This window comes from Stenotrophomonas sp. Pemsol (genome assembly GCF_003586545.1).
Lineage (GTDB): Bacteria > Pseudomonadota > Gammaproteobacteria > Xanthomonadales > Xanthomonadaceae > Stenotrophomonas > Stenotrophomonas sepilia.
The window spans coordinates 2,188,871-2,202,793 of record NZ_CP025780.1 but is presented as its reverse complement, the minus strand read 5'-3'; the positions used below and the strand labels follow the sequence as shown (position 1 = coordinate 2,202,793).

Sequence of the window (13,923 nt, the reverse complement as noted above, 5' to 3'; positions counted from 1 at the left end):
AACCGCTGACCTCCTGCATGCCATGCAGGCGCTCTCCCAGCTGAGCTATGGCCCCACGTCGCTGAGGAGCGAAATAATAGCCTTGCCCCAGAGGGTTGGCAAGCATTTGTTGCACTTTTCTTCACGTGCGTTGCGAGGGGGGCGACGATCGCACGTACTCAGTCGGCGCCGTCGGTCAGCGCCGCCAGGATTGGGCACTGATCCAGGGTGCCGTGGCCGGGGCAGGCGTCGACCAGCTGCGAGAGCGCGCTGTGCATGCGTTGCAGTTCAGCCATGCGCTGCGCGATGTCCTGCAGTCGGGCTTGCGCCGCGTCGCGCACGCTGCCCATGTCCTGCGGATGGCGATCACTGAGTGCCAGCAGTTCGGCGATTTGTTCCAGGCTGAAGCCCAGCGTCTTGGCGCGGCGGATGAAGCGCAGCCGGCGCAGGTCCTGCTCACCGAAGATGCGATAGCCCCCGGCCGAGCGTGCCGCGGTGGGCAGCAACTGCTGGCGCTCGTAGTAGCGCACGGTATCGATCGGTACGCCGGCCTGGCGCGCCAGTTGACCAATGTTCATGGCGGATTCCTGCGGATGCTGCCGGTCATTCTGAAGCCTGGAGTCAGGTCCAGGGTCAAGCTCCCGTCGCTGACGGCGCATTCAGCGCACTTTGCAACTTTCTTCATAGCCCCGCCGTCGTGGCAGTTCCTACCCTGCGCCTGAACCGGCCGCTGGATGGCCTGCAACGAACCGAGGAGATGCTCTGTGGAAGGATTCAGGAACGAGGGATTCGTAGAGGTCGCGGTGGTCGAGTACCCGGGAGGGGACCCGTCGGCGGCCTCGGTGCTGACCGAAATGGCACACGTCGCCAACCGGCTTGCCCAGCAGCAGCGTCGCCCGTTCAAGCGTGTCCTGGTGACCCGCTGGGTCGTGCCAGCCAGCCAGACCGGCGTGCATCGCATTGCCGGCGCGGAGATGCTCGAGGCGGACATTCCCGCCGTGATCGCCGTGCCTGGCCAGATCAGTCAAGGCGTCTGCCTGCGCGCCGATGAGGTCCTGCTGGATTGGCTGCGCGCGCATTACGATGGCGGCAGTCTGCTGGCAGCTGCCAGCGATGGTGTCAGCATGCTGGCACGCGCGGGTCTGCTTGCCGGGCGCACCGTCAGTGGGCCGGACCTCGGGCGCCATCCGGGCCTGCAGGGGCAGTCGGCCAGCTGGGTGCCCAGTGAGCGCGCGCTGGTCGACGACGGTGATCTGCTGACAGTGGCCGGTTCCCAGGCCTGGCGCTTCCTCGCCCTGCGGCTGCTGTACCGGCTGCACGGCCAGGGCGTAGCGAGTTCCGTGGCGCAGCAGTTGGGGATCACGGTGCCCGCGGCGATCCAGCAGGATCTGGAGCGTTTCAGTGCCAACTTCGCCCACGGCGATCGCGACGTACTGAAGGCGCAACGCTGGCTGCATACCACCGCTGCGCGTGGGGCCACGCTCGGAGCGATCTGCGAGGTTTCCGGACTGGAGCCACGGACTCTGCAGCGGCGCTTCCTGAAGGCCACCGGCCTGCGTCCGATCGAGTATTGCCAGCGGTTGCGTATCGCCAAGGCGCAGACATTGCTGCAACAGGGGGCGGGTATCGATGAAGTGGCTTGGGGTGTGGGCTATGCAGACCAGAGCGCATTCCGCCGCCTGTTCCTGCGCATTGTTGGAATGACGCCGGCCAACTATCGGCGGCAGGTCAACAACAAACGGCGCGAACGGCCGCTGTTGTCGTCGGTGGCGGGCAGCCTGCGCGGGCTGCAACCGGCGCCTGGCATGCAGATGCCGCGCAGCGCGGCCTGAAGCCGGCGTTGGGCGTCGCACTTGCAACCTGGGCGCGACGCTTTGACCATGCAGGCAACGAGATGATGGGACAGGTGGGTTGATGTCGAGTGTTGGACCGGTGCCGATGCCGGTGGTGCTGATCCTGATGTGCGTGCTGCTGGCCATGGCGGTGGCCCACCTGTGGCCGCGGCCGAAGGACGGGATGGCAGTGCCTTCCGGGGCCAGCTTGGTCCTGGACATGTTGCTGATCGGCCTGCTGTGTGGACGCATCAGCTTCGTGGCCTTGAACTTCGCGCTCTACCGTGAGGCCCCCTGGAGCATCCTGCAGATCGCCGACGGTGGGTATCACCTTGCAGTCGTGCTGGTTGCGGGCCTGGCGTGGGGCACCTGGCGGCTGCGGTTGTGGCGCGCGTTACGTGCGCCGGTGTTGGCGGGGGCGCTGGTGGGTGTGGTGCTGTGGGCGGCGGGCAGCCACCTGCTGGCAACATGGCAGGAGCAGCGGATGCCGCTGCCGGCGGTACAGGTGGCCGATCTGCAGGGGCGCAGGATCGATCTGCAGCAGTTCCGTGGCAAACCGGTGGTGCTGAATCTCTGGGCCAGCTGGTGTGGTCCCTGCCGTCGCGAGATGCCGGTACTGGCATCCGCACAGCAGACCCACACTGACGTGCAGTTCGTGTTCCTCAACCAGGGGGAAACCCTGGACGAAGTGAAGGGTTTCATCGCATCCGAACAGCTCTGGCTGGGCAACGTATTGCTGGACGATACCGCGTCGGCGTCAACCGTGCTGGGTGTACAAGCCTATCCGTCGACGCTGTTCTTCGACGCCGAAGGCCGCCTGCGTGAACTGCACCTTGGCGAACTGACGGCGGCGGGTCTTGAACACAAACTGCGCCGGCTGCGGTAGCCTGCGCGGGCATCTCACTACGGAGTTCCCATGTTGTCGACTTCCCTGCGCATCGCTCCGGCGGTGCTGTTGCTGCCGGTCATGCTGGCATTGGCCGCCTGCAGCCAGGCCCAGACCCCGCCGGGCAAGGCGACCGCGCCGGCAGCGAGCGCTCAGGCCCCAGCGGCCAAGGGCGAGCGCCCCGCAGTGCTGAAAGGCATCGAGAAGCACGGTTTTGAAGTCGTTGCCGAGTTCGATGCACCGGGTGGCCTGCGTGGATTCGCTGGCGTGGTGGGCGGGCAGCAGCCGGCCGCAGCCTATGTCACCGCCGACGGCAAGCATGTGCTGGTAGGCAGCCTGTTCGATGCCGAGGGCAACGACGTGGCCGCCGAGGCGGTGGAGAAGCTGGTCGCAGCACCGATGTCGGCCAAGATGTGGACCAAGCTGGAGGCCAGTGCCTGGGTGCGTGACGGCAAGGCCGATGCGCCGCGCGTGGTCTATACCTTCAGTGATGCCAACTGCCCGTACTGCCACAAGTTCTGGGAAGCAGCGCGTCCGTGGGTCGACGCCGGCAAGGTGCAGTTGCGCCACATCATGGTCGGCGTGATTCGCGAGGACAGCCCGGCCAAGGCTGCGGCCATCCTGTCTGCGCGTGACCCGAGTGCGGCCTTGCTGGAAAACGAACACCAGTTCGACCGTGGTGGCATCAAGGCCCTGCCGAGCATCAGCCGCGAGATCGCCGGCAAGCTCGATGCCAACCAGGTGCTGATGATTGAAATGGGCTTCCAGGGCACGCCGGGCATCCTGTTCCAGGATGCACAGGGCCAGGTGCAGCGTCGCGCCGGCCTGCCACAGGGCGCTGACCTGCAGACGGTGCTGGGCCCGCGCTGACCGGCACCCACGCCGTGATGCGACACCACAGGCCCGCATGGCAGCATGCGGGCCTGTTGCTTTTCGTCACCTGTGCGGGTGATGCAGGCTGCGCACCTCCTGTTCGTCGTCACGTCTGAATCGTGACTGACATCAAGCATCGCGCCTTGATTCCAATCAAGGCCAAAAACGACAGGCGGATTAGCCTGTGACGCATGGAATACAGCGTCAACGCGCCAGGGATGCCGCGCCTGACACGCCCTGAACCGGGGCAGTCGGCACAGCCATTCACGACGTTCTCACTCCCTGGTTGTTACCCAGACCGCTGCGGTCGCCACCTCTCCGGCAGTGCGGCCCTGATGGCGTCGATATCGGTACGGGCGGGGCAGTGTCATCGTCCTGTTGCCTGCCACGCGCAGGCTGGCCGGTGTCGTCGACGCAGTACCCGCATTTCCAGCAACGGCAACGCAATGTCGGAGCTGCGCCTGTGCGCGCGCCGTCAGTGCGCTGCGAATGTTCGTCCAGGGAGGATGCAATGCGCTTTGCGGTACTGAGTCTGGCCTGCCTGACCGCGCTGGCGGTCACGCCGGCCTATGCGCAGCAGAATGGCCAGGAGGATGCGCACGCATTGCGCCAGGAAATCGCTGCCATGCGGCAGGCACTGGAGGGCATGCAGAAGCGCCTGGATCAGCTCGAACAACGCGAGGGCGCTGTCGCGGCCGCTGCGCAGGTAGCGGCGCCGGTGACACCACCTGGCAGCAGCGCCAACCTGCTGCATCCCACCCAGGTGCCGGGTGTGGCGCAACCGGTGCTGCCGCAGCGCGAATCGGTGGCCGATCCCTCAACGGCGGCCTCGCGTCCCGACAGCGCTGCTGGGCCGACCGACCCGGATCTGAAGGGCTTCTTTGCCATTCCAGGTACTGACACGGTGATCCGCATTGGCGGCTATGCCAAGCTCGATGCGATTGCCGATTCGCGTGCGGCCGGTGACGAGGATCAGTTCATCCCTTCGTCGATGCCGGTGGGCGGCAGCCATCGCGATGTTTCCAATTTCAACATCCACGCCAAGCAGACCCGCTTCAGCTTCGAGGCGCGGCGCCCGACCACGCACGGCAACCTGCGCTTCTACCTGGAGAATGATTTCTTCGGCAGCAGCGATGGCTACGCGTTCCGCCTGCGCCATGCGTATGGCCAGCTTGGCAATACCTATGCCGGCTACGGTTACTCCAGTTTCATGGACCCGGACAGCCTGCCCGACACGCTCGACTTCGCCGGTCCCGGCGGCGCCGGCTATCTGCTGGTGGCCGGCATCCACCACAGCTTCGCGATGGGCAAGGGCAACACCCTGACGCTGGCCGCCGAAGACCCCAAGACCGAACTGGCCGGTGCCAGTGATGAACGGGCCGCAGTGAACCGGCTGCCGGATGTGACCGTGACCGCACGCATGGAGCGTGACTGGGGCCATCTTCAGCTGGGCGCGGTGGCGCGCAGCCTGGCCTATGACGGCGAGGGCGAGCGCGACCGGCGCATGGCCGGCGGCCTGCAGTTCAGTGGCTCGGCATCGGTAGGCGAGCGCGATCTGTTGCTGTTCGGCGCGCTCGGCGGGCGCGGCCTCAGCCGCTACACCGCGGACCTGACCGGCTCCGGGCTGGACGCGGTGGTCGGTGCCGATGGCCGTCTCGACGCGCTGGACCTGCACGGCGGCTTCGTCGGCTACACGCATTACTGGTCCGAGCTGTGGCGTTCGAACCTGATCTTCGGCCAGCTGACCCTGGAGCGGAACGCGGCACTCGCTGCCGACGCCTTCCGGCAGAGCCGATACGGCGTGTTCAACCTGATCTGGAGCCCGGCACCGTCGTGGACGATGGGCATGGAGCTGCTGTACGGCCGCCTGGAACAGCAGGGCGGCGCGCGCGGCGACACGGTCCGGGTGCAGGGCAGCCTGCAATACAACTTCATCAAGTAAGCGCCAGCGGCGTTACGCCAGCGCAACCGTCCCCACGCCCGGCCGCACCGGGCTCATGCCAGTACAGGAGATTGTCATGGCAGAAGCAAAGAAAATCGGGGTGGTCGGAGCCACCTTCCTCGTCGCCGGCAACATGATGGGCTCAGGCGTGTTCCTGTTGCCGTCCAGCCTGGCCAAGATCGGTACCGCATCGATCTGGGGCTGGCTGATCACCACGGCCGGTGCGCTGTTGCTGGCCTTCGTATTCGCCAAGCTGGGCAAGCTGGCGCCGAAGGCGGGCGGTCCGTATGCCTATGCGCGTGACTGGTTCGGGCCTTACATGGGCTTCCAGACCAATACCATCTACTGGTTCGCCAACTGGATCGGCAACGTTGCCATACCGATCGCCGCGGTGGGCTACTTCAGCTACTTCTTCCCGATCCTGTCCGAGCCGCTGGTGCGCTGCATCGCGGTGCTGATCCTGGTGTGGGCGCTGAGCTTTGCCAACGTGATCGGCCCGGCCTTCGTCAGCCGTGTGCAGACGGTCACCACCAGTTTCGCGCTGGTGCCGATCCTGGGCATCGCCATTTTCGGCTGGTTCTTCTTCGATGCCGACATTTTCAAGGGCGCCTACAACGTGTCCGGTGAGTCCAACTTCGGTGCGATCTCCAGTGCCGCGGCACTGACCCTGTGGGCCTTCATCGGTGTCGAGTCTGCATCGGTGACTGCCGGTGTGGTCGAAAATCCGGAGAAGAACGTCGCCCGCGCGACGCTGGCCGGTGTGTTCCTGGCTGCCATCGCCTACATCGCCAGTTCCTCAGTGATCATGGGCATGGTGCCCAATGGCGAGCTGCAGACCTCCGACGCGCCGTTCGCGCTGGCGGCGGCCAAGGCGGTCGGCGGCTGGGGCGGCGCGCTGGTCAGCCTGTGCGCCTTCATCGGCGCTGCCGGTTCGCTGGGCGGCTGGATCCTGCTGACCGCGCAGAGTGCCAAGGCGGCCTCGGATGATGGCCTGTTCCCGAGCATCTTCAGCAAGACCAACAAGGACGACGTGCCGGTCAAGGGCGTGCTGATCGTGGCGGTGCTGATGACCCTGGCGGTGCTGGTGACGTCCACCTCGGAAACCGCGTCGGCCCAGTTCGACGTGATCACGTCGGCGGCCGTGGTGCTGACCCTGCTGCCCTACATCTACTCGTGCGTGGCCTGCTACTTCGTGGTCGAGCGTTCGCACACCCTGGTCCATACCGGTGCGTTCTGGACCCTCACCAGCCTGACCGTCGTGTACTGCCTGTGGGCGATCTACGGCTCGTCGGGAACCATCGTGCAATACGCCTTCCTGTTCGTGCTGTTCATCACCGTGTTCTATCCCTTCTTCAGCGAGGAGCGCCGCCAGCAGCGGCAGCGCGCCCGCGAGGCATCGGCCATCAGCGCCGGCGCCCAGCGTTCCTGAGTTCGACAAGGAGAATCAACGTGTACTTCAAGTCCCTGGACTACCCGGTCATTGTCATCGACAACGACTACGAGTCGCCGCGCATCGGCGGCATCCTGATCCGCGCCCTGGTGGAAGAGCTGCGCAGCAACGACCAGCGGGTGCTGTGCGGGCTGAACCTGGATGATGCGCGTGCCGGAGCCCGTACCTACGTGGCGGCCTCGGCGGTGCTGATCTCGATCGATGGCAGCGAAGAGGTGGATGGCGAGTTCCAGCGCCTCACCGCCTTCCTGCGCGAGCAGAGTGCGCGCCGCGCCAACCTGCCGGTGTTCCTGTACGGCGAGCGCCGCACCATCGAAAAGGTGCCGAGCAAGCTGCTCAAGTACATCCACGGCTTCATCTTCCTGTTTGAAGACACCAAGAGCTTCATCTCGCGGCAGGTGATGCGCGCGGCCGAAGACTACATGAAGAATCTCTTGCCGCCGTTCTTCAAGGCGCTGATCCATCATGCGGCAGAGTCGAACTACTCCTGGCATACGCCGGGCCATGCAGGCGGCGTGGCATTCACCAAGTCGCCGGTCGGCCGTGCGTTCCACCAGTTCTACGGTGAGAACACCCTGCGCAGCGATCTGTCGATCTCGGTGCCGGAGCTGGGCTCACTGCTGGATCACACCGGCCCGATCAAGGATGCCGAGGAAGAGGCGGCGCGCAACTTCGGTGCCGACCATACCTTCTTCGTCACCAATGGCACCTCCACCGCCAACAAGATCGTCTGGCATGGCACGGTGGCCCGCGGCGACGTGGTGTTCGTCGACCGCAACTGCCACAAGTCGCTGCTGCACGCGCTGATCATGACCGGCGCGGTGCCGGTGTACTTCACCCCAAGCCGCAACGCACACGGCATCATCGGCCCGATCAGCCTGGATCAGTTCACACCGGAATCGCTGCAGCAGCGCATCGCCGCCAACCCGCTGGCCAGCCAGGCCTACAAGGCCGGTTCCAAGCCGCGCATTGCAGTGGTGACCAACTCGACCTACGACGGCCTGTGCTACAACGCCGAGAAGATCGCCGACGAAATCGGCAGCGCGGTCGACTTCCTGCACTTCGACGAAGCCTGGTACGCCTACGCCGCGTTCCATCCGTTCTATGAGAACCACTACGGCATGGCCAAGGGCAAGCCGCGCGAGCAGGATGCGATCATCTTCACCACGCATTCCACCCACAAGTTGCTGGCCGCGTTCTCGCAGGCGTCGATGATCCACGTACGCAACTCGGCGCAGCGCGACCTGGATGCCGAGCGCTTCAACGAGTCGTTCATGATGCACACCTCGACCAGCCCGCATTATGGGGTGATCGCGGCCTGTGACGTGGCCTCGAAGATGATGGAGGGCGAGGCCGGCCGTTCGCTGGTGCAGGAAATGCATGACGAGGCGATCGCCTTCCGCCGCGCGATGCTGCACGTGCGTGACGACCTCGGGCGCGACGACTGGTGGTTCAGTGTGTGGCAGCCGACCAAGGTCGAGCGCAGCCTGGACAAGGGCGATACGCCGGCTCCGCTGGTGGCCAAGCGCGAGGAGTGGTACCTGCAGCCGGATGCGCACTGGCACGGCTTCGAGAATCTGGTCGATGACTACGTGCTGATCGACCCGATCAAAGTGACCCTGCTGACCCCGGGCCTGGCGATGGACGGCAGCATGGGCACGCTGGGCATTCCGGCGGCGGTGCTGAGCAAGTTCCTGTGGGGCCGCGGCATCACTGTGGAGAAGACCAACCTGTATTCGGTGCTGTTCCTGTTCTCGATGGGCATCACCAAGGGCAAGTGGAGCACGCTGGTCACCGAGCTGATGGCCTTCAAGGAGCTGTACGACTGCAACGCGCCGTTGAGCCAGGCATTGCCGACGCTGGCGGCGGACTATCCGATTGCCTACGCTGGCTGGGGACTGCGTGACCTGTGCGATGCATTGCACGCGTTCAACCAGGAATTCGAGGTCGCCAAGGTGATGCGCGAGATGTACGTGGATCTGCCGACGCCGGTGATGACCCCGGCCGATGCCTACAACCACCTGGTGAAGGGCGAGATCGAGCGGGTCGACATCGAGCAGCTCAGTGGTCGCGTCGCGGCGACCATGCTGGTGCCGTATCCGCCGGGCATTCCGACCATCATGCCGGGCGAGCGATTCGGCGACAGCGACGAGCCGATCATCCAGTCACTGCGTATTGCCCGTGAACAGAATGCGCGTTTCCCGGGCTTCGAGTCGGATGTGCACGGGCTCATCATCGAGCACGATGGCGATGTGACATCGTACAAGGTGGAGGTGCTGAAGGCCTGACCGGGGACGGTCGGCCCTTCGGCGAGCGATGGATACCGCGCGCGAGCAACGCATCCTGAAGTTCTCCATCGGGGTGACCATCGCGGTGAGCGCGGTCGGCTTCATCGGTGGCCTGCTGGTGGGATCGCAGGCCATCCTGTTCGACGGCGTGTACAGCCTGGTCGACGTTGCCTTGACCCTGGTGTCGTTGTCGGTACTGCGGCTGGTGGCGCGGGAGCAGAGCCCGCGCTTCCAGTATGGCTATTGGCACCTGGAGCCGATGGTCGAGGCACTCGGTGGGGTGATCCTGTCGCTGGCCTGCGTGTACGCGCTGGCCAACGCGGTCATCGGCTTGACCACGGGCGGGCACGAAGTGAAATTCGGGCCCGCGCTGTGGTGGGCGGCGCTGCTGAGTGCCAGCAACCTGGCAATGGCGACGTTCGTCGCGCAGCGTGCGCGGCGCCTGCGCTCGGCGTTGTTGTGGCTGGATGTAAGAGGCTGGCTGCTGGGTGGATTGATGAGCCTGGCGGTGGTGCTGGCCTTCGTGCTGGCCCTTGTCCTGCATGGCGGCGAGTGGCACCACTGGGTCCCGTACCTGGATTCGATCGTGCTGGCGTTGATCAGCCTGGCGGTACTGCCAGTGCCGGCGCGCAGTGCATGGAAGGCCATGCGCGAAGTGCTGCAGGTGGCGCCGGATGACCTGGACCGGCGCGTGCAGCAGGTAATGCAGGCATTCGTGTCCGAGCGTGGCTATGCCGGTTTCACCAGCCACGTGGCGAAGATGGGGCGGATGCGCTTCATCGAGATCCATGTGCTGGCAGACCCCGGTACGCCATTGGGCTCGGTGGGCGAGGTCGATGCGATGCGCGATGAGATCGCCGTGCGGCTGGATGCGCGGGGCAGCACGTTCTGGTTGACCATCGATTTCACTGCGGATCCGGCGTGGACGTAGCCCTGCCTCTTTCGCGCCGGGGCCTTGCCCGGCCAGGTTCTGTTCGCCTGTAGAGCCGGGCCCATGCTCGGCTGCCGTTCGCATGGAGCAGCCGAGCATGGGCCCGGCGATACAGCACGCTGCGATCGTTGCACACGGCGGACTGCTCTGTTGCGCCGGATGTGTTTGACCTGAACCTGGGTTGAGGTCGCAGACTGCGACACAGTTCCACAACGCTTAGCGCAGGTAGTACTCCACCGGCACCACCAGTTCCTGTGGTGCCTTCAGTTCATCGGGAATGGGCGGCAGTGGCTGCGCGCGGCGGAAGGTCTGCAGTGCGGCGCCGTCAAGCATCGGCTGGCCACTGGACTGCTCCAACCGCAGGGCCAGCAGGCGTCCCTGGCGATCGATGCTGGCCCTGACCCAGGCAGTGCCCTGCTGGCGCCGTGAGCGGGCCGCAGCAGGGTAGTAGCGATAGCGCTCCAGCCGCGCCATCAGGCGGGCTTCCCACTGGTCGCTGGCGGCGCCGGCCTGGAAGTCCGCCGGTGGGGCGTCTGGAGCGGGCGGCGCGGCCGTGATCGATGCCGGTGCGGGACTTGCATCGGTCGCGGCCGCAGGCGGGGCGACCGGCAGGGCTTGCCGGCCAGCGCTACTGCGTTCGCTGGCAGCCACTTCGCCCTCGCGTGCGGCGGTGGGCTTCGGTGGAGGGGGCGACTTCGTGGGTTGGGATGCGCGCGCCTGCTGCGCCTGGCTGGGGGTGTCGGCCTGGCGTTCTTCCACTGGCTGCGGCGGCGTCGCCGGTGCCAGCAGGCGCAGGCTGATGCGCACGTCCTGCTCGGGCGGCGGCAGCAATGGCGGCGCGGCCCCCCAGTGCACCAACAGCAGCAGGGGCAACAAGTGAAGCCCGATGCTGATGGCGATCGCCTGCCAGTGTTGGCCTCGCTCACTCATCGTCCAGCACCCATAGCAGGTCGGCGTCGGCCGCATCGACGGATGCACCGACTTAAGCGAGCGCGATCACCGGCGCTGGTGTGCCCGCTGGCAGGTAGCCCGGCATGCCAGTACCGCGCAGTACATGCCAGGGACCGGCCACCAGCAGCGCGGGTGCCGCGGCTCAGGTTGTGGGCGACGCGGTACAGGTAGGCGCGGCCATTGCTCAGCAGGCCACTGGCGGCGATTCTGACGACGCGCAGCCAGGTCTCCTGGACGACATCATCGGCGTCGCTGCGTTGCGGGAGTTTACGGCGGACATGGGCGTGCAGCGGCCGGTAGTGGGCCGCGCACAGCTGCGCGACATCCGTCGGTTCGACAGGCGTGGACACGGGGCGGGCGACAACTGGGAAAGGGAACAGCCCGCGGCGGCAAGGGCAGCGGCTACACCTTACAGCAAAAGAGAATCATTTGCATCCGTGAGCGCAAGGCGCGGCATGCGTGGCCGACTGCGAGGTCAGCGCGGACGATAATCGCAGTGGACCTGCAGGGCTTCGGTGGGGTTGTGGTGCAGCTCGAAACCGCAGTGCTGGAGGCTGCGCTTCACCCGGGCGATCGCTTCGGCATGGCGGGCGGTGCGACGCTGCTGCCAGCGCGGCGGGGTGAACACGCCCAGTGGCAGCAGCCGCAGCCGCTTGCCGTGCAATACCACTGAGACATCGATATGACGGCCATCGATGTCGTGGCCGTTGGCGCCGAAGATGGCATCGACTTCATCATGGCGCTGCGGATAGCAGGCGCGGAACACCGCGATGCCGAGCCAACGCACGCCACGACGGAAGCCGCCGAGCCGGCTGTGGCTGGGTTCGAAGCCGCGCGTGACGAGCAGGCCCAGCCCGGCAGGCAGCAATGCCTGCGCGTCGAGCAAACGTTGCAGCACTTCTTCTTCCAGCTGGATGCGGGTAGAGGGCCAGCGCGGTGCGATGAGCAGTCCGTGGTGGCTGCCGCGTTGCAGGGTCAGCATGGGTGAAGCTTCGCACGCGGGCGAACAGCCGGGGTAGTGCGGGCCGCTGGCCGGCAAATCCGTTGCCCGTCGGGTGCCGGCCAGCGGCCGGCACTACCGTGACGATCGTCAGAGGTCGCGGTACTGGATCTGCGAAGCCAGTACGCGCAGGCCATCGGCATTGCTGGACAGGATGCGCTCTTCGCCGATGCCTTTCTGCCGTTTCAGCTGGAAGCCCTGGTCTGCAGGCAGCTGTGCGGCGATGGCGTCCATGCGTTGCATGGCATCGGGGCCGCTGCAGTCGAAGTGGCCCCAGTAGGCGCCATCGCGGTGGATCTGCAATCGGTAGTTCATCGCGGTAGCTCCGGCAGGTCCTGCAGCCAATGGTCGAACATCGCGGTGGCGGCCGCGGCCAGTGGCGCGCCATAGCGACGCGCCTGCGTGCGCAGGTCGTTCGGATCGATGCCGGCCTGCGCCAGTTCCAGGGTGTGACCGATCAGCCAGCGCTCGAACTGGCGCGCGTCCAGCTCCGGATGGCATTGCAGTGCCAACGCATGGTTACCGATGGCAAAGGCCTGGTGGCGGCAGGCCGGCGTGCTGGCCAGGCGGCGTGCACCCGCTGGGAGTTCGAACGCCTCGCCATGCCAATGCAGTACCGGAATGCCCTGCAGGGCCTGCAGTGGCGAGCGCTGACCGTCATCGGTGAGCAGCAGTGGCGCAAAGCCGATCTCCTTGCCACCACTGGCGGCGACGTCGGCACCGAGTGCACGCGCCATCAGCTGCGCGCCCAGGCAGATGCCCAGCGTGGGCCGCTGCTGCTGCAAACGCCCTTGCAACAGCGCGATGCTATCGTTGAGGAACGGGTAAACATCAACATCGTTGACGCTGATCGGGCCACCCAGCACCACCAGCAGGTCAGCCGCTTCGGCCGGATCGAGTGCATCTACACCCGCCTGCAGCACCTGCAGCTGCCAGCTCTGGGCCAGCAGCAACGGTTGCAGGGTGCCAAGGTCCTCGAAGGCAACGTGTTGCAGGACAACCGCGTGCTTCATGCCGGGGCTCCATTGCTGGGCCAGTAGAAACTGTCCGGGGTGGCGCGTGCGCCGAAGATGGCCTGGCCGACACGGACCACGGTGGCGCCTTCCTCGATGGCCACTTCGAAGTCGCCGGACATGCCCATCGACAGCTGCGACAGGTCGATGCCGGGTGGGGCGGTACGCTGCAGCTGGTCGCGCAGTTCGCGCAGGCGCACGAAGCACGCGCGCACACGTTCGACTTCGGGAGTGAAGATGGCCAGAGTCATCAGGCCACGCACGCGTAGCCGGTCGAAGACTGGCAGCTGCTGCACGAATGCCTCGACGGCAGCGGGTTCCAGTCCGTACTTGCTGGGTTCGGCGGAGGTGTTGACCTGCACGAAAACATCCAGCGTGCGGTCTTCCAGCTGCAGGCGCTGCTGCAGCGCTTCGGCCACGCGCAGGCTGTCAAGCGCCTGGAACTCGCTGGCGAAGCGCGCCACGTAGCGCGCCTTGTTGGTCTGCAGATGCCCGATCACCGACCAGTGCACGCCCAGATCGGCCATCGTCTCGGCCTTGCGTTGCGCCTCCTGCACCTTGTTCTCGCCCAGCTCGCGGCAACCGGCGGCCACCGCCATGCGGATGCGGGCGTCATCGACGGTCTTGCTGACCGGCAGCAGGCGCACGCTGGCCGGGTCCCGGCCGACGCGGGCACACGCATCGGCGATGCGTTGGCGCACCGTGCCCAGGTTGGCGGCGATCTGTTCAACAGACTGGGCGACGGGCCAGTCGGCGGCGGCAAGGGGCATGCGGGCAC

At 66.1% G+C, this 13,923-nt stretch carries 13 protein-coding genes, 1 tRNA gene and 1 pseudogene (1 of these 15 running past the window's edge); 7 read left to right on the top strand and 8 right to left on the bottom strand.

The window, feature by feature from the left end; all coding sequences use genetic code 11:
• Nucleotides 1-51 (bottom strand) — tRNA-Ala (locus PEM_RS20400) (it extends 199 nt beyond the left edge of the window).
• 107 nt (nt 52-158) lie between these two features.
• Nucleotides 159-557 (bottom strand): heavy metal-responsive transcriptional regulator, encoded by a 399-nt coding sequence (locus PEM_RS10255; protein ID WP_049415383.1) that lies wholly within the window; start codon nt 555-557, stop codon nt 159-161.
• A 186-nt stretch (nt 558-743) separates the two neighbouring features.
• Between PEM_RS10255 and PEM_RS10250 the strand changes: the two genes are divergently transcribed.
• The 7 genes from PEM_RS10250 (at nt 744) to PEM_RS10220 (ending at nt 10,181) form a co-directional block, all read left to right on the top strand.
• Nucleotides 744-1,811 carry a helix-turn-helix domain-containing protein gene (locus PEM_RS10250; RefSeq protein ID WP_005417111.1) on the top strand — a complete coding sequence of 356 codons (1,068 nt, stop codon included), beginning with the start codon at nt 744-746 and terminating at the stop codon, nt 1,809-1,811.
• A gap of 82 nt (nt 1,812-1,893) precedes the next feature.
• Entirely contained in the window at nt 1,894-2,697 is an 804-nt protein-coding gene (locus PEM_RS10245; protein ID WP_032954270.1) for a redoxin family protein, read from the top strand.
• 30 nt (nt 2,698-2,727) lie between these two features.
• Nucleotides 2,728-3,567, top strand: a complete 840-nt coding sequence (gene dsbG / locus PEM_RS10240) for a thiol:disulfide interchange protein DsbG (RefSeq protein WP_111128830.1) — start codon at nt 2,728-2,730, stop codon at nt 3,565-3,567.
• A 514-nt stretch (nt 3,568-4,081) separates the two neighbouring features.
• Complete coding sequence (locus PEM_RS10235; protein ID WP_065196105.1) at nt 4,082-5,512, top strand: DcaP family trimeric outer membrane transporter; 1,431 nt, start codon at nt 4,082-4,084, stop codon at nt 5,510-5,512.
• Nucleotides 5,513-5,588: 76 nt separating this feature from the next.
• The gene (adiC, locus tag PEM_RS10230; RefSeq protein ID WP_005410068.1) at nt 5,589-6,941 is read left to right on the top strand and encodes an arginine/agmatine antiporter; all 1,353 of its coding nucleotides are present in this window, start codon (nt 5,589-5,591) and stop codon (nt 6,939-6,941) included.
• Nucleotides 6,942-6,961: 20 nt separating this feature from the next.
• Nucleotides 6,962-9,250 (top strand): Orn/Lys/Arg decarboxylase N-terminal domain-containing protein, encoded by a 2,289-nt coding sequence (locus tag PEM_RS10225; protein ID WP_005417105.1) that lies wholly within the window; start codon nt 6,962-6,964, stop codon nt 9,248-9,250.
• A gap of 28 nt (nt 9,251-9,278) precedes the next feature.
• Complete coding sequence (locus PEM_RS10220; RefSeq protein ID WP_053499656.1) at nt 9,279-10,181, top strand: cation diffusion facilitator family transporter; 903 nt, start codon at nt 9,279-9,281, stop codon at nt 10,179-10,181.
• Nucleotides 10,182-10,397: 216 nt separating this feature from the next.
• Here PEM_RS10220 and PEM_RS10215 read toward each other — a convergent pair whose 3' ends face one another.
• From PEM_RS10215 to PEM_RS10190, 6 genes and pseudogenes are all read right to left on the bottom strand, one after another.
• Nucleotides 10,398-11,111: an energy transducer TonB gene (locus PEM_RS10215; protein ID WP_111128828.1), complete on the bottom strand. Its 714-nt coding sequence runs from the start codon at nt 11,109-11,111 to the stop codon at nt 10,398-10,400.
• Between the two features lie 164 nt (nt 11,112-11,275).
• Nucleotides 11,276-11,482 (bottom strand): annotated as a pseudogene (locus PEM_RS20595) (sigma factor); the annotation flags it as partial.
• A 125-nt stretch (nt 11,483-11,607) separates the two neighbouring features.
• On the bottom strand, nt 11,608-12,114 hold the full coding sequence (locus PEM_RS10205) for a hypothetical protein (RefSeq protein WP_111128827.1): 507 nt from the start codon (nt 12,112-12,114) through the stop codon (nt 11,608-11,610).
• A gap of 108 nt (nt 12,115-12,222) precedes the next feature.
• Nucleotides 12,223-12,447, bottom strand: coding sequence for a hypothetical protein (locus PEM_RS10200; RefSeq protein ID WP_005417095.1), 225 nt, complete (start codon nt 12,445-12,447; stop codon nt 12,223-12,225).
• On the bottom strand, nt 12,444-13,145 hold the full coding sequence (locus tag PEM_RS10195; protein ID WP_005417093.1) for a glutamine amidotransferase: 702 nt from the start codon (nt 13,143-13,145) through the stop codon (nt 12,444-12,446). The genes PEM_RS10200 and PEM_RS10195 overlap by 4 nt, the downstream gene beginning before the upstream one ends.
• Nucleotides 13,142-13,915, bottom strand: coding sequence for a YggS family pyridoxal phosphate-dependent enzyme (locus PEM_RS10190; RefSeq protein WP_053499652.1), 774 nt, complete (start codon nt 13,913-13,915; stop codon nt 13,142-13,144). The genes PEM_RS10195 and PEM_RS10190 overlap by 4 nt, the downstream gene beginning before the upstream one ends.
• Nucleotides 13,916-13,923 lie beyond the last annotated feature (8 nt).

What these genes read in the sequence shown, in the direction of transcription:
- PEM_RS10255 (WP_049415383.1), bottom strand. Translation starts at nt 557, where the DNA reads ATGAACATTGGTCAACTGGCGCGCCAGGCCGGCGTACCGATCGATACC.
- PEM_RS10245 (WP_032954270.1), top strand. Translation starts at nt 1,894, where the DNA reads ATGTCGAGTGTTGGACCGGTGCCGATGCCGGTGGTGCTGATCCTGATG.
- dsbG (WP_111128830.1), top strand. Translation starts at nt 2,728, where the DNA reads ATGTTGTCGACTTCCCTGCGCATCGCTCCGGCGGTGCTGTTGCTGCCG.
- PEM_RS10235 (WP_065196105.1), top strand. Translation starts at nt 4,082, where the DNA reads ATGCGCTTTGCGGTACTGAGTCTGGCCTGCCTGACCGCGCTGGCGGTC.
- adiC (WP_005410068.1), top strand. Translation starts at nt 5,589, where the DNA reads ATGGCAGAAGCAAAGAAAATCGGGGTGGTCGGAGCCACCTTCCTCGTC.
- PEM_RS10220 (WP_053499656.1), top strand. Translation starts at nt 9,279, where the DNA reads ATGGATACCGCGCGCGAGCAACGCATCCTGAAGTTCTCCATCGGGGTG.
- PEM_RS10215 (WP_111128828.1), bottom strand. Translation starts at nt 11,111, where the DNA reads ATGAGTGAGCGAGGCCAACACTGGCAGGCGATCGCCATCAGCATCGGG.
- PEM_RS10205 (WP_111128827.1), bottom strand. Translation starts at nt 12,114, where the DNA reads ATGCTGACCCTGCAACGCGGCAGCCACCACGGACTGCTCATCGCACCG.
- PEM_RS10200 (WP_005417095.1), bottom strand. Translation starts at nt 12,447, where the DNA reads ATGAACTACCGATTGCAGATCCACCGCGATGGCGCCTACTGGGGCCAC.
- PEM_RS10195 (WP_005417093.1), bottom strand. Translation starts at nt 13,145, where the DNA reads ATGAAGCACGCGGTTGTCCTGCAACACGTTGCCTTCGAGGACCTTGGC.
- PEM_RS10190 (WP_053499652.1), bottom strand. Translation starts at nt 13,915, where the DNA reads ATGCCCCTTGCCGCCGCCGACTGGCCCGTCGCCCAGTCTGTTGAACAG.